The organism is Photorhabdus antumapuensis, from assembly GCF_020387775.1.
Classification (GTDB): Bacteria; Pseudomonadota; Gammaproteobacteria; order Enterobacterales; family Enterobacteriaceae; genus Photorhabdus; species Photorhabdus antumapuensis.
In genome coordinates this window covers 1-21,699 of record NZ_JAHZMK010000089.1, presented here as the reverse complement: position 1 = coordinate 21,699, position 21,699 = coordinate 1, and the positions used below count along the sequence as shown (strand labels likewise).

20 protein-coding genes, 1 other RNA gene and 2 pseudogenes are annotated in these 21,699 nt (G+C 42.5%); 8 read left to right on the top strand and 15 right to left on the bottom strand.

Features of this window, described 5'->3' with window-relative positions:
* Positions 1-784: 784 nt before the first annotated feature.
* From gcvP to KZ793_RS22290, 7 genes are all read right to left on the bottom strand, one after another.
* Complete coding sequence (gene gcvP, locus KZ793_RS22320) at positions 785-3,661, bottom strand: aminomethyl-transferring glycine dehydrogenase (RefSeq protein WP_225817266.1); 2,877 nt, start codon at positions 3,659-3,661, stop codon at positions 785-787.
* Between the two features lie 87 nt (positions 3,662-3,748).
* Complete coding sequence (gene gcvH / locus KZ793_RS22315; RefSeq protein ID WP_225817265.1) at positions 3,749-4,141, bottom strand: glycine cleavage system protein GcvH; 393 nt, start codon at positions 4,139-4,141, stop codon at positions 3,749-3,751.
* A 121-nt stretch (positions 4,142-4,262) separates the two neighbouring features.
* Positions 4,263-5,357: a glycine cleavage system aminomethyltransferase GcvT gene (gene gcvT, locus KZ793_RS22310; RefSeq protein ID WP_225817264.1), complete on the bottom strand. Its 1,095-nt coding sequence runs from the start codon at positions 5,355-5,357 to the stop codon at positions 4,263-4,265.
* Between the two features lie 358 nt (positions 5,358-5,715).
* Positions 5,716-6,948, bottom strand: a complete 1,233-nt coding sequence (gene ubiI / locus KZ793_RS22305; protein ID WP_225817263.1) for an FAD-dependent 2-octaprenylphenol hydroxylase — start codon at positions 6,946-6,948, stop codon at positions 5,716-5,718.
* A 38-nt stretch (positions 6,949-6,986) separates the two neighbouring features.
* Positions 6,987-8,165 (bottom strand): 2-octaprenyl-6-methoxyphenyl hydroxylase, encoded by a 1,179-nt coding sequence (gene ubiH / locus KZ793_RS22300; protein WP_225817262.1) that lies wholly within the window; start codon positions 8,163-8,165, stop codon positions 6,987-6,989.
* A 7-nt stretch (positions 8,166-8,172) separates the two neighbouring features.
* The gene (gene pepP, locus KZ793_RS22295) at positions 8,173-9,489 is read right to left on the bottom strand and encodes a Xaa-Pro aminopeptidase (RefSeq protein WP_225817261.1); all 1,317 of its coding nucleotides are present in this window, start codon (positions 9,487-9,489) and stop codon (positions 8,173-8,175) included.
* Between the two features lie 48 nt (positions 9,490-9,537).
* Entirely contained in the window at positions 9,538-10,113 is a 576-nt protein-coding gene (locus tag KZ793_RS22290) for a YecA/YgfB family protein (RefSeq protein ID WP_225817260.1), read from the bottom strand.
* A gap of 186 nt (positions 10,114-10,299) precedes the next feature.
* On the opposite strand from KZ793_RS22290, the gene zapA reads away from it, so the two are divergent.
* From zapA to KZ793_RS22275, 3 genes are all read left to right on the top strand, one after another.
* Positions 10,300-10,629, top strand: a complete 330-nt coding sequence (gene zapA / locus KZ793_RS22285) for a cell division protein ZapA (protein WP_118988157.1) — start codon at positions 10,300-10,302, stop codon at positions 10,627-10,629.
* 110 nt (positions 10,630-10,739) lie between these two features.
* Positions 10,740-10,926, top strand: a non-coding RNA gene (gene ssrS, locus KZ793_RS22280) — 6S RNA.
* 37 nt (positions 10,927-10,963) lie between these two features.
* Entirely contained in the window at positions 10,964-11,560 is a 597-nt protein-coding gene (locus tag KZ793_RS22275; protein WP_225817259.1) for a 5-formyltetrahydrofolate cyclo-ligase, read from the top strand.
* Positions 11,561-11,732: 172 nt separating this feature from the next.
* On the opposite strand, the gene serA is transcribed toward KZ793_RS22275, so the two are convergent.
* From serA to KZ793_RS22255, 4 genes are all read right to left on the bottom strand, one after another.
* Positions 11,733-12,974, bottom strand: coding sequence for a phosphoglycerate dehydrogenase (serA, locus tag KZ793_RS22270; RefSeq protein WP_225817258.1), 1,242 nt, complete (start codon positions 12,972-12,974; stop codon positions 11,733-11,735).
* Between the two features lie 272 nt (positions 12,975-13,246).
* Positions 13,247-13,906 carry a ribose-5-phosphate isomerase RpiA gene (gene rpiA, locus KZ793_RS22265; RefSeq protein WP_225817257.1) on the bottom strand — a complete coding sequence of 220 codons (660 nt, stop codon included), beginning with the start codon at positions 13,904-13,906 and terminating at the stop codon, positions 13,247-13,249.
* 165 nt (positions 13,907-14,071) lie between these two features.
* Positions 14,072-14,233, bottom strand: coding sequence for a hypothetical protein (locus KZ793_RS22260; protein ID WP_214086850.1), 162 nt, complete (start codon positions 14,231-14,233; stop codon positions 14,072-14,074).
* Between the two features lie 222 nt (positions 14,234-14,455).
* Positions 14,456-15,010, bottom strand: a complete 555-nt coding sequence (locus tag KZ793_RS22255) for a hypothetical protein (protein WP_225817256.1) — start codon at positions 15,008-15,010, stop codon at positions 14,456-14,458.
* Positions 15,011-15,390: 380 nt separating this feature from the next.
* Between KZ793_RS22255 and KZ793_RS22250 the strand changes: the two genes are divergently transcribed.
* Positions 15,391-16,293, top strand: coding sequence for a LysR family transcriptional regulator ArgP (locus KZ793_RS22250; protein WP_225817255.1), 903 nt, complete (start codon positions 15,391-15,393; stop codon positions 16,291-16,293).
* Here the strand turns inward: KZ793_RS22250 and KZ793_RS22245 are convergent.
* Both KZ793_RS22245 and argO read right to left on the bottom strand, forming a co-directional pair.
* Positions 16,290-17,009: an oxidative stress defense protein gene (locus tag KZ793_RS22245; protein ID WP_225817254.1), complete on the bottom strand. Its 720-nt coding sequence runs from the start codon at positions 17,007-17,009 to the stop codon at positions 16,290-16,292. The genes KZ793_RS22250 and KZ793_RS22245 overlap by 4 nt on opposite strands.
* A gap of 113 nt (positions 17,010-17,122) precedes the next feature.
* Positions 17,123-17,746, bottom strand: a complete 624-nt coding sequence (gene argO, locus KZ793_RS22240) for an arginine exporter ArgO (protein ID WP_225817253.1) — start codon at positions 17,744-17,746, stop codon at positions 17,123-17,125.
* Positions 17,747-17,981: 235 nt separating this feature from the next.
* On the opposite strand from argO, the gene KZ793_RS22235 reads away from it, so the two are divergent.
* Positions 17,982-18,362 (top strand): hypothetical protein, encoded by a 381-nt coding sequence (locus tag KZ793_RS22235; protein WP_225817252.1) that lies wholly within the window; start codon positions 17,982-17,984, stop codon positions 18,360-18,362.
* A 112-nt stretch (positions 18,363-18,474) separates the two neighbouring features.
* Here the strand turns inward: KZ793_RS22235 and mscS are convergent, their stop codons facing one another.
* Both mscS and KZ793_RS22225 read right to left on the bottom strand, forming a co-directional pair.
* Positions 18,475-19,347, bottom strand: a complete 873-nt coding sequence (gene mscS, locus KZ793_RS22230) for a small-conductance mechanosensitive channel MscS (RefSeq protein ID WP_225817251.1) — start codon at positions 19,345-19,347, stop codon at positions 18,475-18,477.
* A gap of 135 nt (positions 19,348-19,482) precedes the next feature.
* Positions 19,483-19,854 carry a YacL family protein gene (locus tag KZ793_RS22225; protein ID WP_225817250.1) on the bottom strand — a complete coding sequence of 124 codons (372 nt, stop codon included), beginning with the start codon at positions 19,852-19,854 and terminating at the stop codon, positions 19,483-19,485.
* Between the two features lie 375 nt (positions 19,855-20,229).
* Here KZ793_RS22225 and KZ793_RS22220 point away from each other — a divergent pair, with 375 nt between their 5' ends.
* The 3 genes and pseudogenes from KZ793_RS22220 to KZ793_RS22210 form a co-directional block, all read left to right on the top strand.
* Positions 20,230-20,526 carry a Dabb family protein gene (locus tag KZ793_RS22220; protein ID WP_225817249.1) on the top strand — a complete coding sequence of 99 codons (297 nt, stop codon included), beginning with the start codon at positions 20,230-20,232 and terminating at the stop codon, positions 20,524-20,526.
* A 514-nt stretch (positions 20,527-21,040) separates the two neighbouring features.
* A pseudogene (locus KZ793_RS22215) lies at positions 21,041-21,299 on the top strand (ISKra4 family transposase); the annotation flags it as partial.
* Between the two features lie 94 nt (positions 21,300-21,393).
* Positions 21,394-21,699, top strand: a pseudogene (locus tag KZ793_RS22210) (IS110 family transposase); the annotation flags it as partial.

Below are 21,699 nucleotides of genomic sequence, written 5' to 3'. Positions count from 1 at the left end.
GTGGCAATATTCACCACCGGCACATTGCCCTGATTTTGGACCTGCGTTTGGCTATTATCCGGCGTGATGCCGGCGGCGATAGCCGGATGAAGAGGATAAACGGCGGTAAGGTAAATTAAAAGATAACTCGTGGCCCTGACCAACGGGGTGCTGCGCTTATCCATCGTACTCTCTCTTTTCTTAAGTTAATCGGGCTTCGGTGATGAAACGGTAATCTTTCCATAGAAAATATTGATAATTTGATAGTGATATAAGCCAACTATTCTAATGTGTAATTAATTCACCGTCTGAATGGATAGTGTGAAATGTGATCATCGTTCGATTTTTTAATCCCAATAATGGGGAATCGGTTATATTAAATGTCGCTAAATCGCGGTAAGGCTGGAGATATTAAATGGTGACGGGATATAAGGAAAAGAATCAATCTCGTACTACTCGCCGTGTTTCCCTGTCTCAACAGAAGAGACATCCATAGGAAAACTTAATTCATGAGGTTTATAAATATACAATAATAATAAATTATTATATTAATAATAGTTTCAATTCGTTATTAACAAAATATCATCACTCATAAAAAATTATTTAAATAAAATATCAATAAAAACATTTTATTAAGTAAAAATAGCAATAATGAAAGATACTATTAGATTAAAATAGCATGTGAAATTTTTGGGGGAAAAGGCATTAAATATATAAAATAAACTTATATTTAAATCAGCTTCACCAATAAATATAAATAATAGCAACACCAGTTACTATACTGGTGTTGCTATTATATTAGTAATTATTGATAATCACTGACAGGTGCACAAGAGCAATGCAGATTACGATCACCGTAAACATCATCCAGGCGTTTAACAGCAGGCCAATATTTATTGGCTTTGGTTTCTGCGGTTGGGAAAACGGCAATTTCACGGCTGTAACTATGGCTCCAATCAGAAACCAGCTCAGTTTGTACGTGAGGCGCATTGACCAATGGATTATCTTCCAATGACCATTCACCTTGCGCCACTTTGCCAATTTCAGCACGGATTGCCAACATAGCATCCACAAAGCGGTCAATTTCTACTTTGCTTTCCGATTCTGTAGGTTCCACCATCAACGTACCGGCAACCGGGAATGACATGGTTGGCGCATGGAAGCCATAGTCAATCAAGCGCTTGGCAATATCCATCTCGCTGATACCAAACGCTTCTTTCAACGGTCGAATATCCAGAATACATTCATGGGCCACATAACCGTTATGTCCCGTATACAGCACGTCATAATCATTCTTTAAACGAGCAGCAATATAGTTAGCATTCAAAATTGCTGTCTGACTTGCCTGTTTCAATCCTTGCGAGCCCATCATACGGATATACATCCAACTAATCGGCAGAATAGAAGCACTACCAAATGGTGCCGCTGAGACCGCTCTCTGTTCAGTAATGCCATCCATTTGAACTACCGAGTGCCCCGGCAAAAACGGCGCTAAATGGGCTTTTACGCCAATCGGCCCCATACCTGGACCGCCGCCGCCATGTGGGATACAGAATGTTTTGTGAAGGTTGAGATGCGAAACATCAGCGCCGATAAAACCCGGCGCGGTGATGCCAACCTGCGCGTTCATATTCGCACCATCAAGGTAAACCTGACCACCATACTGATGAATGATTTCACACACCTGACGGATCGTTTCTTCATATACGCCGTGGGTTGATGGGTAAGTCACCATGATGCAGGAAAGCTCACCATCTGATTCTTCCGCTTTTTCACGCAGGTCTGCCAGATCAATGTTGCCCTCTTTGTCGCAACTTACCACCACAACCGTCATACCCGCCATATGAGCAGAAGCCGGGTTAGTACCATGAGCAGAACTTGGGATCAAACAGATATGACGATGTCCTTCTCCACGACTTTCATGGTAACGGCGAATAGCAAGCAAACCCGCATATTCACCCTGTGCACCGGAGTTTGGTTGCATACAAACAGCATCATAACCTGTCAATTGCACCAGCCAGTGAGATAATTGGCTGATCATCTGCTGATAACCCTGCGCTTGCCCTAGCGGGCAGAATGGATGCAGTTCATTAAATTCAGGCCAAGAGATCGGTAACATTTCTGCCGCAGCATTAAGTTTCATAGTGCAAGAACCCAATGGGATCATTGCCTGATTCAGTGCCAAATCTCGGCGCTCAAGACGATGCATATAGCGCATCATATCTGTTTCGCTGTGATAGCGGTTGAAATTTGGATGCAGAAGGATTTCATCACTACGCAACATTGAGGCAGGAATGGAGTGACTTTCCGTCATCAGCTCTTTATCCAGTGTTTCAACATCTAGCTTGTCATCCGTGCCTGTCAGCACAGAGAACAATTTAATCACATCATCACGACGGGTAGCCTCACTCAATGTGATACCCACCGCGCCGTAAATATCGGTACGCAAATTGATTTCAGCTTTCTCTGCCCGGGCCAATACCGCCGCTTTATCAACAATTTCAACCGTCAGTGTATCAAACCAAGTTTTGTAACGTAGAGTCAACCCAGCTTTCTGTAACCCAGCCGCCAGAATGTCAGTCAGACGATGAATACGGCTCGCAATGCGTTTCAATCCTTTCGAACCATGATATACCGCATACATCGCCGCGATATTTGCCAACAACACCTGAGCAGTACAGATGTTGGAATTCGCTTTCTCACGACGAATATGCTGCTCACGGGTCTGCATTGCCATGCGCAGTGCCGTATTACCAGCCGCATCACGGGAAACACCGATAATACGTCCCGGCATAGAACGTTTGAATTCATCACGGCTGGCAAAAAATGCTGCGTGGGGACCGCCATACCCCATTGGTACCCCAAAGCGCTGAGCAGAACCAAACACAATGTCAGCCCCTTGTTTACCCGGTGCAGTCAGCAGCACCAACGCCATCAAGTCAGCGGCAACACTGACAATGATTTTGCGCTGTTTCAGTTGTGCGATCAGATCAGCATAATCATGAACTTCACCTGTCGTGCCAACCTGTTGTAACAACACACCAAATACACCTTCCTGCTCCAAAACTTTTTCTGCTTTATCTACAATCACATCAAAGCCAAAGGTTTCAGCGCGGGTACGAACAACGTCTAATGTTTGGGGATGGATATCATCAGCAACAAAGAAACGGTCAGCATTTTTCAGTTTGCTGGTACGTTTTGCCATTGCCATTGCTTCAGCCGCCGCAGTCGCTTCATCCAGCAAAGAGGCAGAGGCAATATCCAAACCCGTCAAATCGATCGTCACTTGTTGGAAATTCAACAGTGATTCAAGGCGACCTTGAGAAACTTCTGGTTGATAAGGTGTATAAGCGGTATACCAGCCAGGATTTTCTAATAAATTACGCAAAATAACCGGCGGAAGCACAGCAGGCACATATCCCATACCAATATAGGATTGGTAACGCTTATTTTGGCTGGCAATCGCTTTCAGTTCAGCGAGTGCTTGCTGTTCAGTTGCACCACTGCCAACATCGGGTGGCGCTGGTAAGGCGATATCACGGGGAACAATTTTCTGTGTTAAATCATTAAGGGAACTTGCCCCCACTGTCGCCAGCATCTCTTTTTGCTGTTCGGCGGAAGAGCCAATATGACGGCGGATAAACTCGCCATGATTCTCGAGTTGGCTTAATGTCTGGGTCATTTGTTACTAATTCCTGAAGCTGGCCAGAAATGGCATACAAATAAAAACGCCCTGCTCACAATGTGAAACAGGGCGACGGTAAGCATATTATTCTTCTTCGTCCAGAAGTGCCTGATATCCTTCGGCATTCAGCAAACTCGAAAGTTCACTTTCATCAGAGGCTTTAATACGGAACAGCCAGCCTTCGTTATAAGGCTCACTGTTAACCAATTCAGGCGCGTCATTTAGCGCCTCATTAACGGCAATAATTTCACCACTCAGTGGTGCATAGATATCAGAAGCCGCTTTTACTGATTCAACAACGGCACAATCATCGCCAAGATTGATTTCATCACCTACTTCTGGCAAATCAACAAAGACCATATCGCCGAGCAGCTCCTGTGCATGCTCGGTAATACCTACAGTGTATTCACCGTTACCTTCTGCACGAATCCACTCATGTGATTCAGCATATCTTAACTCTGCGGGGACATTACTCATTACCATCATCTCCTTCAATCCTAGAATCTACCCCTATTAGGCTATTTTGTGCTCCTGCACCAATCATGCTTTCCGGGATAAATTGCTATTTACTCATCAAGTTATTATTCGATAAAAATGACTATACGAGAGGTTTACCCGCCCGTACAAAGCTAGGTTTGACTACCTGAACCGGCATTTCACGATTGCGGATTTGGACAACCGCCTGTTCACCAATCCCCTGCGGCACACGGGCAAGGGCAATACTGAATCCTAATGTTGGAGAGAACGTACCACTGGTAATAACGCCAGAATGTAAGGTGCCCATCTCATCAGTAAAACTAACTATTAAACCACCGCGTAACACACCCTTTTCTCTCATCACCAAACCAACCAACTGCTCAGTGCCCTCTTCACGCTGTTTTTCTAGTGCTTCACGGCCGATAAACTGGCGATCTTCGGGTTTCCAAGCGATTGTCCAGCCCATGTTAGCTGCAAGGGGAGAAATGGTTTCATCCATTTCCTGCCCATAGAGGTTCATACCGGCTTCAAGTCGCAGCGTATCACGCGCACCTAATCCCGCGGGCTTAACGCCGACACTCAGCAATTTTTGCCAGAAATCCGTTGCTTGCTCTTTTGGTAACGCCACTTCATAACCTGCTTCACCGGTATAACCCGTTGTTGCGATAAACAGATCACCCGCCTGGACACCAAAGAAGGGTTTCATTTCGGCAATAGTCTGTTTTTGTTCATCACTCAACAGAGACTGTACTTTTGCCTGAGCTTCCGGTCCCTGAACCGCAATTAATGCCAGATCATCACGAACCTGAATATCAACCGGGTAACTGGCTACATGTTCATTAATCCAAGCCAGATCTTTCTCACGGGTCGCAGAATTGACCACCAATCGATAAAAATCATTGCTAAGGTAATAAACAATCAGGTCATCAATTACACCACCAGAAGCATTAAGCATCCCGGTATATAAGGCTTTACCCTTTTCTGTCAGTTTAGCAATGTCATTTGCCAGCAAATAACGCAGGAAATCACGGCAACCCGTACCATGCAGATCCACAATCGTCATGTGGGAAACATCAAACATACCGGCATGAGTGCGGACAGTATGATGCTCATCCATTTGTGAACCATAATGCAAAGGCATCATCCAGCCATGAAAATCTACCATACGTGCACCACAAGCCAGATGCTGGTCATACAATGGAGTTTGTTTTGCCATTATTTCCCTCTTTTCATTTCCTACATGAAAACATACCGCGTATTAACCGACAGATACTGTGAATCATGAACAAAGAGCGGCTAAAAAACGCGACGCAAACGATATCTTAGAATGAAAGTTATCACTGAAAACCCAAATGAACCATAAGTAAAAATAGGGTTCAATTCAGTGACCATCAAAAAACGGGTTATGAGTATGCAGAATTTTCAACTATTAAAATGAGTCATAATACTCAAAATTAACAATTAACTTTAGAAAACACTCATTTTCTGTTACAAGCTAACTGAAATATGAATCAAATCACCTATTCATATTTCAGCAAGACATGAAAAAAAGTTATCGATAAGCAGAGGCTAAATTAGATTTTTTCAGCCGAATGGGCTTTAGAAGAGAGCCAGTCCGGTAAATCACTCAATCCCATTGCCTGACGAAGTAATTTAGGTTTAATTCCCGGTAAATTATCTGCCAGAGACAACCCAACATCCCGCAAAAGTTTTTTCGCCGGATTATTGCCATCAAATAATTGACGAAAACCTTGCATCCCGGCCAGCATCACAGCAGCACCATATTTACGTCGGCGCTCATAACGACGTAAATAAAAGTGCTGACCAATATCTTTTCCCTGACCATGCAAACGACGCAATTCACCTATCAGCTCAGCGACATCCATCAAGCCCAAATTCACTCCCTGACCCGCCAATGGGTGAATGGTATGAGCGGCATCTCCCAATAAGGCCAAACGATGAGCCGCAAAATTACGGGCATAGCGACCGGTCAGTGGAATCGTCAGACGTTCACTCATCAGTTCACATTGACCAAGGCGCAGATCAAAATCCACCGCCAATTGCTGGTTGAAACGCCTATGATCAAGCTGTTTGTACTGTTCTGCGACTTCACCCGGTAGTGACCAGACGATAGAACACAAATGGGGATCGGCAAGCGGTAAAAACGCTAAAATACCATCACCATAAAAGACCTGACGGGCAACCCTGCCGTGCGGCTCTTCAGTGCGAATAGTGGCGACCAACGCATGATGTTCATAATCCCAGAATGTGAGAGGGATATCAGCATGTTGACGTAACCATGAATGAGCACCATCAGCACCAACAACTAAACGAGCAGTTAACATGCGACCATCGGATAAGGTCATAAAAGCTTCATTTTCACCCCAGGCAACCTGTTTCAAAGCCGCTGGCGACAAAATGGTCACTTCAGATAAGCTGTCTGCTTTTTTCCATAATGCTTCACGAATAACTCGGTTTTCAATGATATGACCAAGATATTCCAGCCCATATTCAGCCGCGCTGAACCGAATCCGGCCAAAGCTATCCCGCTCCCAAACTTCCATTTCTTGATAAGGGCTGGTGCGCATCTCCAGAATCTGTTGCCACACACCAAGATGCTGTAACAGGCGCTCACTGGCCGCATTAATTGCAGAAACCCGCAAAGCATACTCTTCTCCAGCAATAACGGGTTGAGTAGGCGGATAGTTCTCCACCACCGCCACCCGCAAACCGCTGCCTTGCAAGCCACAGGCAAGCGCCAAACCCACCATACCGCCACCAGCGATAACCACGTCAAATGATTGCATAATATAACGTCCTCTTATTTTGTCTGCTTTATCTGCGGTTATCTTTGGGCGACCCAACCCAGAGTCTGACGGGCCAGTATATCCCGCATAGGAGAGCATTTTTCCATCATCATCAGGCCGAAGTTACGCCCGACTTGTAATGGAAAATAACGATTGGCAAATATCCGTATCAATCCATCGGTAATATCAATGGTGTTTTCCCGATCTAAAACCCGTTGCTGTTGATAGTTGGCCAGAACCTGGTAAGTACCAATATCCTGACCAGCAGCAAAAGCCTCAGAAACAATCTGAGCCAGTGTCATAACATCTCGCATACCAAGATTAAAACCCTGACCCGCAATCGGATGTAATGTTTGCGCGGCATTTCCCACCAACGCCAATCGATGGCTAATCTGTTGATTTGCAGTAGATAGTGTCAATGGATAACTGTGACTCTGACCGGTTTCCAATATTTTCCCCAGTCTCCAGCCAAATACTCGCTGTAACTGCCTAAGAAATTGCTCATTATTCCAACTCGCTATCTCCTTTCTCCGCGCCAACTGATGGCACCATACCAGCGAGCTCCGGCCCTCAGACATTGGCAGCAAAGCCAGTGGGCCATTTTCTGTGAAACGTTCAAATGCACTGCCTCGCGGATGCTCCGAAGTCAATACATTAGTAATCACGGCAACCTGTTCATAAGCATGTCGTTGCCACTGAATATTACAGGCGAGACCAATGGCAGAATGGCTGCCATCTGCCGCTACCAGCAATTCACCTTGCAGCCGTTCGCCACTATCCAGAGTGACAGCTACCGATGACAGGGTTCTTTCAACAGCCATAACCCTGGATGGACAATATAACGTTACACCAGGCGCATTTTTCAGTAATCCGAACAAACACTGCCCTGCATCATACAATTCGATAACATTACCTAGAGCTGGAATGTTATATTCTTTTGCATAAAGATTCACAAACCCTGCATGACCACGATCACTAACATGAACGTGAGTTATTGGTATCACATAATCTTCCAGAGCAGACCAAACGCCGATCTGTTGTAAACGCTGACAAGTACCGTAAGCCAGCGCTATCGCTCTGGCATCAAAGCCGGGATGTTTCTGCTCCGGCTCTGCTGCTTCAATCAGGGACACATGAATCTGCCCCTTACTCAGGGAAGATATCGCCAGCGCAAGTGTCGCGCCGGTCATGCCTCCACCAACGATAATCACGTTCATTTTTAACTTAACCCTGTTTTGCTTTCGCCATCAGAGCTTCAATCTCATCAGCTTCTTTAACAACACTGGCTGTCAGGTTTTCATTACCTGTTTCAGTGATCAAAATATCATCTTCAATACGGATACCGATACCACGATATTCCATCGGCACATCTGCATCCGGTGCAATATAAAGCCCCGGCTCAACAGTCAATACCATTCCTGGTTGCAGAATACGGTCACGCTCTACACCATAATCACCGACATCATGCACATCCAACCCTAGCCAATGACTGAGACCATGCATAAAGAACTGGCGATAGGCTTTAGTTTCGATTAAATGTTCAACTTCACCGTGCATAATGCCCAGTTTCACCAACTCTTCCACCATAATCCGCACGACATGTTCTGTAACTTTGTTGATGCTGGTGCCTGGCTTATACAATTCCAATGAAACATTGAGCGTTTTCAGTACGATATCGTAAATTTCACGCTGAGCACGGGTGAATTTGCCATTGACAGGGAAAGTACGAGTGATATCTCCGGCATAACCCAGATATTCACAACCTGCGTCAACCAACACCAAGTCACCCTCTTTCATCCTGCTTTCATTCTCGGTGTAGTGCAGGATACAGCTATTTTCACCACTCCCTACAATCGTGTTGTAAGCAGGGTAACGAGCCCCTTGATAAGTAAATTCGTGATGAATTTCGGCTTCCAGTTGATACTCAAACATTCCTGGTCGGCAAACTTTTATTGCGCGCGTATGGGCCTGCGCACTGATTTCACCTGCCCGGCGCATAACTTCAATTTCTGCCTTAGATTTGAACAACCGCATTTCATGTACCCAAGGGCGCCAATCAGTTATCGATAAAGGCGCTGAAAGATTACGTCGACCGCCTTTTCTTAAAATATCCAACGCATGGAAGACAATTTCATCCGCGTAGGCAAATTCGCCTTGCGCGTGATAAACCACATTCAAACCATTCAGCAACAGGTAAAGCTCTTCTTTGATATCATCAAAAGGCAAAGCACGATCAATACCCAGTTTTTCCGGTGCCGCTTCTTGCCCAAGACGGCGACCAAACCAAATTTCCGCAGTCAAGTCACGCACTCGATTAAAAAGAACACTATGATTATGCGTATCATCACTCTTAATTAATACCAACACCGCTTCCGGTTCATTAAACCCAGTCAAATAAAGGAAATCGCTATGCTGACGATAGGGATATTCATTATCTGAATTTCGTGGCGCAGGCGGGGCAGAAAAAATAATCGCTGCGCTGGCCGGAGCCATTTTTGCCAGTAAAGCCTGACGGCGGGATAAATATTCTTGTTTGATCATACCCTCTCCTGCGACTTAGTTAATTATTTTGCGCTCAATAAACACCAATTAATGCAATGTTGGTTTATCATTTTTTGCAATTAAAACGGTTTTAGGTTCAGTAAAGGCGATATAGCAAAGCTGCGCAGCCACCCGCACATATTCAAGAACCTCTTCCAGTGCCTGGGCCAACTCTTCTTGATCATCACCTTCTTCATAACCAAGTAGACCGATATTGCGCAAATCACCAATAATCTCACTGATCTCTTTTTTATCCGCGAACTTCGGTTGAGCAACACCTAACCCCAGCAAAAAATGGTTAACCCATCCAGCTAATGCATCTGCTCGTTCAAACACATTATCTTCCTCATCTGGCAGCAATAAACCGAATGCAAAATGACTGTCATCCAATGATTCGAATGTGATTTCACGTAGTTCACGCAATTGTTGGGCTAATGGAGGGGAAAAAGCTAGCCCATCATTAGCTAAGTCATGAACTAAGACCTGCCAACTACTGTCGCGATTACCGCCGCACAGTAGGCCGCTAATCAACCCATGCATCTCCGCTGCCGTCAGTGCCACTGACTGTTGATGCAATATTTCGTCAAAAGATTGATAATCTGGTAATGAATTCTGTATAGACATGTGTATTGGTCATCGTTGACGGTGTAAGTTCATGCTATGCTACCACCAAGGGGAGTCGCTATACCAGACAACAACCTTCGCTAATCGTGAGTTGTCTGTCGGTATGGCGTTATAATGATTGGCGCCAGTTTCAATTCTATAATTCAGAATTAAAACCGGGGCGCAGCAATAAGTCAGGAAGGGGTCATGTCTGCACAACCGGTAGATATCCAGATTTTTGGGCGGTCACTACGTGTCAATTGTCCATCAGAGCAAAAAGAAGCATTGCTGGCTGCGGCTGTGGAACTTGAGCAACGTTTAGAAGATTTAAAAGAGCGCACCAGAGTAACCAATACTGAACAACTGATTTTTATTGTGGCACTGAATATCTGTCACGAATTGGCACAAGAAAAAGTGAAAACCCGTGACTATGCCTATAATATGGAACAGAAAATAAAGATGCTTCAACAGACTATAGAACACGCATTAGTGGAACAAGGTCGCATCACTGAGAGCACTATTTCACCAACTGAATGAATTCTATCGATAAATCATACATTAGTGAGTGAATCATTCGAGAATTAGTTGCTTTCTGTGTTTAGTTTCATACAATAGGTGGCATAAAGTTGCTTACAAGCGCTGAATAAATTTCTCTGAGATGTTCGTTAACGGGGAAAGTCCCCTGAGCCGATATTTCATACATGATAGAATGTGGTGCTCCGTAGTCTGGTGTGCATGCTCGGTTCGGCCGAGAAGCCTTAAAGCTGCGACGCTGCGTTCACCTTGAACCAAGGGTTCAAGGGTTACTACCTGTAACGGCATCTTGGAGAATCTCAACCTTAATCACTGCTGCTATCCACCGGCAGGTTCTATGCAATCAGAGCCCCTATTATCACTCAGACAAAGCATTAGAAAGAAAATACGCCAACAACGCCGTGAACTCACTCCTGAACAGCAATCGCTTTTTGCAAGACAGGCTGCTGAGCGAGCAATCAACCACCCCAAAATTCACCAAGCCAACAAAATCGCACTATTCCTTTCGTTTGATGGTGAACTTGATACCCGTCCACTGATTAACCAACTCTGGCAACAAAATAAACAGATCTATCTGCCGGTATTGCACCCTTTCCATCATCACCATCTGCTATTTTTAAACTATCAACCCAACAGCCCGCTTGTCAGAAATCGCTTCAATATAGAAGAACCACCGCTGAATATTGAACAGGTTTTACCATTATCAGAGCTGGATATTATGATGATCCCGCTGGTTGCTTTTGACCGCACAGGGCAGCGACTTGGCATGGGTGGTGGCTTTTACGATCGTACATTGAAGCAGTGGCAACAAAAAAATTTCTATCCGATAGGTCTGGCGCATAACTGTCAGCTAGTCGATACGCTGCCAACAGCCGAATGGGATATCCCATTACCCGAAATCATCACACCTGAAAAAATCTGGCAATGGCAGTAAAAAATGGACGCCTTACACAAAGCGCCCATTTATGACATATCAAAATATACCCTACGGATTTCAAGATGCATCGCGACGGCAAGGAGCGAATCCCCGGGAGCATAGCAAACTATGTGACCGGGGTGAGTGAGCGCAGCCAACAAAGAGGCAACTTGAAAGATAACGGGTATAATCAGTAAAGCAGACGAGAACGGATAGTACCCGGCAATGCTTTCAGTTTCTGAAATACCATTTCAGCCTGAGCAGGATTTTCAGTCACAATATCAATAACCACATAACCCATATCTCCACTGGTACGCAAATACTGAGCGGCGATATTAATATCTTGTTCAGCAAACACTTGGTTAATACTGTTCAATATACCCGGGCGATTTTCATGAATATGTAGAAACCGGTTGGTATCATCAGCATGAACAGGAAGAGACACTTCTGGGAAGTTTACTGCTGATAAGGTAGAACCATTATCAGAGTATTTCGCTAACTTTCCTGCGACTTCATAACCAATGTTTTCCTGCGCTTCCTGGGTAGAACCACCAATATGTGGGGTCAGCAACACGTTATCAAATTTACGTAACGGTGACTCAAATGAATCATTATTAGTTGCCGGTTCAACAGGGAACACATCCACAGCCGCCCCTGACAGATGTTCACTTTCCAATGCATCACATAATGCCGGGATATCCACCACCGTTCCGCGTGAAGCATTAATCAGGATAGAACCCGGTTTCATCAGGGTCAGTTCGGTCGCACCAATCATATTTCTAGTTGATGGCGTTTCTGGTACATGCAAACTAACCACATCACTCATATTCAGTAATTCTGACAAATGACGTACCTGATGAGCATTACCTAATGGCAACTTGTTTTCAATATCGTAAAAGTAGACATCCATACCAATATTTTCAGCCAGAATACCAAGCTGAGTACCAATATGACCGTAACCGATAATGCCCAGTTTTTTACCACGAACTTCATAGCAGCCTTTAGCCTGCTTATCCCACACTCCACGATGAGCTTTCGCATTCGCCAAAGGGATACGACGCAGCAATAACAACAACTCACCAAGGACCATTTCAGCAACAGAACGGGTATTAGAAAATGGCGCATTAAAGACAGGGATACCACGTTTTGCCGCCGCTTTCAGATCAACCTGATTGGTACCAATACAGAAACAGCCTACAGCAACTAATTTTTCCGCTGCCTGAAAAATATCTTCGGTCAGTTGTGTGCGGGAACGGATACCCACAAAATGGGTATCACGAATTGCCTCTTTTAATTCTTTGGAATCTAATGCTCCCTTATGATATTCGATATTGCTATAACCGGCTGCTCGCAGATTTTCTACCGTGCTCTGATGCACACCTTCTAATAGCAAAAACTTAATCTTATCTTTTTCCAGAGATACCTTAACCATTTATCCTGCCTATTGTTACGCTTCGTTACATTTAAGATTCATTCTCTCAACATAACAAAAAAAACGAACACAGCAATATAAACGATTGCTATTCTCGTCACATAAGTCTTAATAAAGTAGTTATTATGCGGAATAAAATGATCTGAAAAAGAATAAAATTAGGATTTAGATTAAATAACAATCAGAGATATGAGATATATCACTAAATTCTTCACCTATTTTAAAAGTGAAAAAATTTTTAAGGGCGAAAAACTCCGCCCCTGTAAATAATATTATTGAGTGATGGTTTTCACTCCATCGAACGTTCCCATCAATACAACATCCGCACCACGGTTAGCAAATAGACCCACAGTCACCACACCTGAGATACGATTAATTTTATTCTCTAACTCAACAGGATCGAGTATGGCTAGATTATGCACATCAAGAATCACATTGCCGTTATCAGTCACAACATTCTGACGATATTTTGGTACTCCCCCCAATTTAACCAACTCACGAGCAACATAAGCGCGAGCCATTGGAATCACTTCGACTGGCAGAGGAAATTTACCCAATACATCAACTTTCTTAGAAGCATCAACAATACAAACGAATTTTTTTGCTATTGCAGCAATGATTTTTTCACGCGTCAATGCAGCACCACCGCCTTTAATCATCTGCATATTGCCATTGATTTCATCCGCGCCATCAACATAGATATCCAGGGAATCCACTTCATTACAATCGAATACAGGAATCCCCAAGCTTTTTAACTTCTCGGTAGAAGCCTCAGAGCTGGATACTGCCCCTTCAATCTGATCTTTAATGGAACCGAGAGCATCAATAAAATGTGAAGCCGTTGAACCTGTCCCCACACCCACAACTGTTCCTGATGTAACAAATTCGAGTGCTGCCCAACCTACTGCTTTTTTTAGTTCGTCCTGAGTCATATCAATTCATTGCCTATATCAGTTACAAGGAAAGACTGTCGACTAGTATAAACTTTGATAGCAACAAAGAAACCGCAATTAAGTTGAGTGAGATGAATCATGAAAAACTAAGACTAAATGATGTGAAAAACCCGCCATATTAGCGGGCTACAAAAAGAGTGAAGTTTATGCAGCCTCTTTGTTACGACGACGACCTTGCTTTTCTTGGCTTGGTGCCTGTGCATGTTCTTCCAAAACCGGACCTACTTTCATAAGAAAATCCAAGGTCTCTCCAGCTTTTTTATAAGTTTGGATGGTATCAAACATCGGTTCTTTTTGTGTTCTCATAGCTACACCTCTAAAACAACTTCACATTACTGAACTGATTTCGTCATATAGCAAAAATTCCCGACAAAATCTCTCTGTTGTGGACATAGCTACAAATTTAGAGCGTAACAACAGATAGTCCACCCGATTTAGTTTATTACAAAGCAGATCATTAAGATTTCATCTTCAACAAAATAACGATTTCTATCTGTATACTATAACGTGCATGTAAACACAGATATGTCAAAGAACTAACTCCTTAGACCTACTCTTCAACTTTGCCGCTAATGTCTTAATATCACATGACATTACATATCCACAACGCTCTAGCTCAAAACCAAACGAACGATAGTAAGCTATTTTATCCTTAACAGGTTCATGAATCCTGACGTCTTCACCATCAGCCATATTCATGAAAATCAATGTTGCATACAGAGTATACAAAAGCATCTTTCTATGCAACGGATGATTTTCTGTATCCTTCACAAAATTTTCCAATACATGGATGTTAAAACTCTTATCGTTCAAATCATATGTCGATAGGGCGACCCCAGCCGGAACAGACTCAATTTGGAAATTTTCTCTTGATGTAACAAATTTTATACACAAACTAAAGCAATCATGTCGATTACCAATTTCTGTAATATAATATTCCCAGTTAAGCTCACCATACACTTTTGTTAGCATGTCTGCATCGCTGTCAGAAATAGGACCAACCGCCAAATCTATTCCTCTCCGATCCATATATAACTGCAAAGTATTATATGTTAATTGTGCAACATGTTTCAGTGACAGCATAAAAAGCAACCTTACTTACATTGTTATTAAATAGCCAAAAATAACGATTTTTTAACAATTTTATTGAAAAATAATACTTAAGCGAAACATGCAAACAATCTTTAGCCCGATCAAAAATTCATCATTAAGCTAGCAAAAACAGCTTCACCCAGTGCTTTCTCCTGAGCATATCGCCGATTCAACCACATCAACAAACTTAACCTTCAAAAATGGAACCCCCTTCCCAAAGGCAACCAACCAACAAAAATTTATCCAAATTGGGTATAACATGAGTAATTTCTGGAAGGTAGGATTTTACGGACCACCAGATAAATTGCCTCATCCATTAGAAAAATATGGCATAGTGATATTCAGAAAAATAAGTGGAGAATCTTTCTATAATGAAACGCCCTGACTATCGAACACTACAAGCCCTGGATGCAGTGATCCGAGAACGCGGCTTCGAACGTGCTGCCCAGAAACTCTGTATCACCCAATCCGCAGTTTCTCAACGTATCAAACAGTTGGAAAATCTGTTCGGTCAGCCTCTGCTAGTACGCACCGTTCCTCCGCGCCCCACAGAACAAGGACAAAAACTACTGGCGCTATTACATCAGGTAGAGTTGTTGGAAGAACAATGGCTAGGTGATGAACAAAGTACCGATACTCCATTGCTGCTTTCGTTGGCAGTCAACGCTGACAGCTTAGCAACCTGGCTGTTACCGGCACTACACCCAGTACTCGCTGATTTACCTATCCGACTCAATATTCAAGTTGAAGATGAAACTCGGACTCAAGAACAGCTAAGAAGAGGTGAAGTCGTTGGCGCGGTCAGTATTCAACCACAACCCTTACCCAGTTGTCTGGTCGATAAACTAGGCGCACTGGATTATCTGTTTGTCGCCTCACCAGCATTTGCTGCCCGCCATTTCCCAAATGGAGTTACCCGCTCGGCGTTACTAAAAGCCCCTGCGGTTGCATTCGACCATCTGGATGATATGCATCAGGCATTTTTACAACAGAACTTCGAGTTGTCACCGGGTAGCGTTCCATGTCATATCGTCAACTCATCTGAAGCCTTTGTACAACTGGCAAAACAGGGTTCTACTTGTTGTATGATCCCACACTTACAGATTGATCAAGAATTGAAAAATGGTGAACTAATCGACCTGACGCCGGGTTTATGTCAGCGCCGGATGCTCTATTGGCATCGTTTTGCACCGGAAAGCAGGACCATGAAAAAAGTGACTGACGCCCTGTTGAAACTTGGGCGTCAGATGTTAAGACAAGATGACATTAATTAAGGTCTTAGCTCAAAAACCACATCAACCTGATCGCTGAAGTTGATGCTATCCTGCTGGTAAGTTTCACCCACTCCAGCAGCACCTCCCGACATCATCACATCAGTATTGCGATACTTCATGTGATCAATCGCCTCTGGTGCTCGGTAATTGATACTGTATATCGAGCCAACTTTGCTATTAAAACCTTTCGCCAATGCATCAGCTTGTTCAATCGCATTCTCAATGGCCTTCTGGCGCACTTCATCACGATATTTTTGCGGATTGTCCACACCAAACTGAACAGATACAATTTCGTTCAAACCCGCTTTTAATGCGCCATCTAACAGATCATTAAGTTGCTCTAACTTACGAACCTTCACTTCCACTGAACGGATCGCACGATAGCCTTTCAGCACCGATTTGCCAGATACATTGTCATACTCATAATCAGGCTGAGTACGCAGATTCGCCGCATCAATATCTTTCTTTTCAATACCGTGATTTTTCAGAAAATCAAAATATTTAGCAACCAGCTCATCAACCTGCTTTTTAGCCCCAGAAGCATCTTTAGCAGAAATATTGACGTTAATCATCAATGTTGCTATATCCGGTTCTGCTTTCACTACCGCATTACCAGAAGTAATAACATGAGGGACTGCGGGTAAATCAGCAGCCTGTGCAGCAAGTGGCACCCCGGCACTTAACATGGCGGCCAACCCTAATGATTTTAATTTCACACAACCTCCGAAGAAAACCTGTTACAGAAAATGTTCATCCCACGGAAAAACCGAAATATCTATGGGATGAATGCAACACTAACACACAGGCTGTATGCAAAGAAGTGTTCAGATTAATCAGAAATTAGCAATCCCTGCTTAGCAAGTTGCCATGCGATATACCACATTATGATACAGATAAACCCATTAATAATCCGTTGAGAAAGCGGCTTACTTAACACGGGGGAAAACCATGCAGCCAGTAATGACAGAGAAAAAAACCAACTAACAGAAGCACTTGCAGCACCAAAAGTAAACCATGGCCTGAGTTCTGAAGATAACTGACCACCAATACTGCCCAGAACAACAATGGTATCTAAATAAACATGTGGATTTAACCAAGTGACCGCAAAGATGATCGCAATTACCCGCCAACGGTTTTTTACTGAATTATTTACCTGCGCCAGTTCAATATTGGCAAACAAAACCACACGTAAAGCCCCCCATCCATACCAGAATAAAAAAGCAACACCTCCCCAGGTGACACATTGCAAGAGTAAAGTTGACTGACTAAGTAATGCACTACCACCAAATACACCGACACCAATCAAAAAACCATCACTGATCGCGCACAAAGTTGCACTCATTAGATGAAATTGTCTCCTGCTGCCTTGCTGCATAACAAAGGCATTTTGTGGGCCAAGAGGCAAAATCATTGCTGCGCTAAGAAAAAAACCCTGCACAAATGTCGATAACATAAAAAAATTCCTCAATAATTATTCACTTTGCTATTTCAATGTTCAGAATATTAAGAAGAATAGCGCATTAGAGGAAATAAATGCTGCTAATCGATCATAAGAAATTTTAATAACCAACTAAAAAGCAGATTTTTACAGGAAAATCATTTGATTAATTCAAAGGAAATCAAGCTAATACACACTAAAAGTATTAATGAATCTATCAATTCCATGAAAATAAGAGGAAGGGATTATTTTGAAAAAAATGATGGGTTTCATGCTATTAGCAATCATTATTGTTGCTGCTCTTACTGTAAGAAACTACTATTTGCTTCGAAATGATGTTGAAGAGACATTAAACCACTATGAAATAATTGAACACTATATTGGTACAGCAAATATTACAGATGTAAAGCTCAGTTATTATCAGCCTTCCTTATGCAAAAAAGGCTGTGAACGCTTTATTCTTAAAATACAGGGGGAAAAAGGTGATGGGATAGTCACTGCTGATATTAATTTCCATACTTCAGATGTTTCATCCGCTGTCCTTTGCTTATCTGATAACAAGAAAATAGCACTGACAGAAGATATCAACGATGATTTTATTAAAAACAACTTTAATACCTTATGTCGATAAAATAAACTAGGGGAATAGAGCGTCCGCGCTATTGACAGCGCGGCGCTGATTTACTAGTAAAAATTTACGGTCTATTCACATAATCAGAAGGTTATTATCCAATCCCCTCTGATTAATCACTCATTTTATTCCGCGCCATAGCTTGATTCTGATGCAAATAAACATCCATTTGTGGATAAGGAATACTGATATTGTGTTTATCCAATGTACGTTTAAAGTCCTCCATCAAATCCCAATAAACCTCCCAAGCATCACCATTGGTAGTCCATACACGCACAATAAAATTCAGTGAAGAAGGTGCCATTTCATGCAAACGAATCGTCACGCCTTTGTCATGCTGAATACGATTGTCTACGGCAATAACATCACCTAATACTTTTTTAACTTCATCAATATCTGCATTATACGCAACACCGACCATGATCTGGGTTCGACGATTCGGTTCACGGCTGGTATTAATAACATTATCTGCAATAATTTTCCCATTCGGGATCACGATGATTCTGTCATCTGCTGTACGCAATGTCGTAGAGAAAATCTGCACCTGAACAACGGTGCCTTCAACAGCGCCCAGAATAACATATTCGCCCGCACGGATTGGGCGAAAAGCCACCAACAATACCCCCGCGGCAAAGTTGGACAAAGACCCCTGTAAAGCTAAACCAACAGCTAAACCAGCAGCACCGATAACTGCAATGACAGAAGCCGTCTGAACACCTAATTTGCCCAACACTGCAATAATAGTGAACGCAATAATCAAATAACGAACAACAGCAGCCAAGAAATCTGATACCGTTACATCAATGCCGCGCAATGACATAACTCTTTTCACGCCTTTACTGATGAGTTTCGCCGCCATCAATCCCAGAACAAGAATCAAAATAGCAGCAACAGTATTGACCAGATATTGAATGATTAAATCCTGATGATTAATAAGCCAGCTTGTAGCCTCATTAATGCCACCAGACAGATTGATATCTTCCATTAAAACCACCTTGATTCTTTAGCTATTCAACTATAATTGAGTAAAATTACTCGATGATTATCCTTCATAGCAACCATTAACAGTAAGAAAAAAACCTATCGTGCCAGAGAATTATTTTTGTCTATATACAGCTTTTTACCAATCGTACTTTTGCAAAATAAAACCCCGATAATCGGCCAACATATCAATAAAATCCTTGGTACCGCAAAAAGCCAGGCTCTCATTATCGTAATAACTCATACCTTCCTCCATCGAATCAGTTTCAAACTCAAGCTGATTGGCACGAACCATAACTTCTTCGTCATCCATTAACAGCGTATATTCATGACCTACAAGTTGCCATTGACGTTCACTACCTTTAATTTCGGCCAACGCTGAGGCAATCTTATCTATCACCGCCAAATCACCTTTAACTTCTTCATTCAACCACTGACCAATAGCTTCGTGATCCATTGAGAACCGGCTAGTCACCTGTCCAGTGACATCCAGCAAAAATTCGTATTCCATCATTACCTCCGGTGCGTTCTTTCCATTTTAATATTTCCTAGCAATTCCGCCCCAGAATCAGCCCACAAACTGCCAAGCAGTGGGAGATTAAAGCCTCTATGCTGACACAACGGTATGGTTTTCACCTGGATAACCGAAATATACACCCCCAAGTTATTCTTGAGGTTTGTGTCCGCTACGGCTTTCATCGGAGGAGAGTTCAGCCTCAGTGCAAATATAGACAAATACACTATAATTAATAATATCTCAGAGAGATAAAAACAGCAAAATCGAACACACATCGACTAATTGATTAGATATATTCAAGGATCTTGCAATAGAACAACTTATTTTCTATCTTGTCAGAAAAAACAAAAACACCTTTCAGGAGCCATTATGATACGCCATATTCTTTTGTTAAAATTCACATCCGAGATAAAAGAACAACAATTAACGACGATAAGAGATACCGCTATTTCTATGCAGCATCAGATCAAAGGTATTTCCTCTATCGAGTGGGGAAGTAATGTAAGTAGTGAAAACAAAAACAAAGGTTTTACACATGCTATCACCATGACATTTGATGATCATAAAGCTATTTCAAACTATTTATCTCACCCAGCTCATGACAAATTAAAAGATCTGCTTATAGATTCTATCGACGACATCATCGTCTTTGATTATGAAGTGTAATTTTCATTTCTGGGAAATAACCATCTGCGAATCAATGTTCAACATAATGAATATTTCCGGCGCACCTAAGAATAATTAGATGCGCCGATTATCAGTTGGCAGACTCTACCTTACAGAAAGAAAATTTTTGAACTCAACGGTGATACCCATTAATTTCTGCTAATCGTCAGAGAGAATATACTAACAATGAGTTGTGGATATGGATAAATTAATTTAGCATGCACAAAAAAAAGAGGTGTGCTTTGATAGTATCTGGTAATGCATATAATTCAATTAATCGATTTTAGGCTTCATCAGATAAATTATAATCTTCTTCAATATCCCCAATGTTAAAACTTTAAGATGTATGGGAGACAGATTTAATCTATGATCATTGAAATAGATGCTTAGTTCCTCAGTGAATTATAAATACTTTAGAAACATGAACGTACATAAAATACCTTCATTTCCGCGTTTATAGGGCTGGTAAGTATCTTATTGGCATTTAGTTTGTCTCCATTAAAGAAAGTGTGGGTCATATGGAGAAATGTACAGATATAGAGAGACTATTTCATCTGCTTTTTGTCAAATCAACGTTCAATGAAATGATTGCAAAAAGGATAGTCAATAACAGATGTAGTGGAATCAGGAAGGAACTCATTACTTGTTGCAGACTCGGACGGCTGTCCTAAATGCCGAACTAAAAGCAATTTGAACGTTGGTATCCCAGCATCAAAATTAATGAGCCAGCCGACAGTACGGTTGATAGTACTAAATTCGCTATTGTGGCATAAACACTAATGTGTTACTCCACACTTAATGGGATGGTCACCCTCACCCTGTAGGCGTATTTTGACAAGGTGATTTCTTTTACATGAGGCCATCGCCATGAATAACATGACACTTATCGGTATCGATCTCGGCAAACATACCTTTCATCTCCACTGCCAGGATAAATCAGGTAACGCCCTTCTCCGTAAAAAATTTACCCGAACCAAGTTAATGGAGTTTTTAGCCGGATGTCCTTCTGCAACCGTGGTGATGGAGGCTTGTGCCGGCGTGCATTTTATGGCAAGACGAATAAATGATTTAGGCCATGAAGCTAAATTAATTTCACCGCAGTTTGTCCGGCCTTTCGTTAAAAGTAATAAAAATGATTTTATTGATGCGGAGTCGAGTCGCCCCGGGGAACCT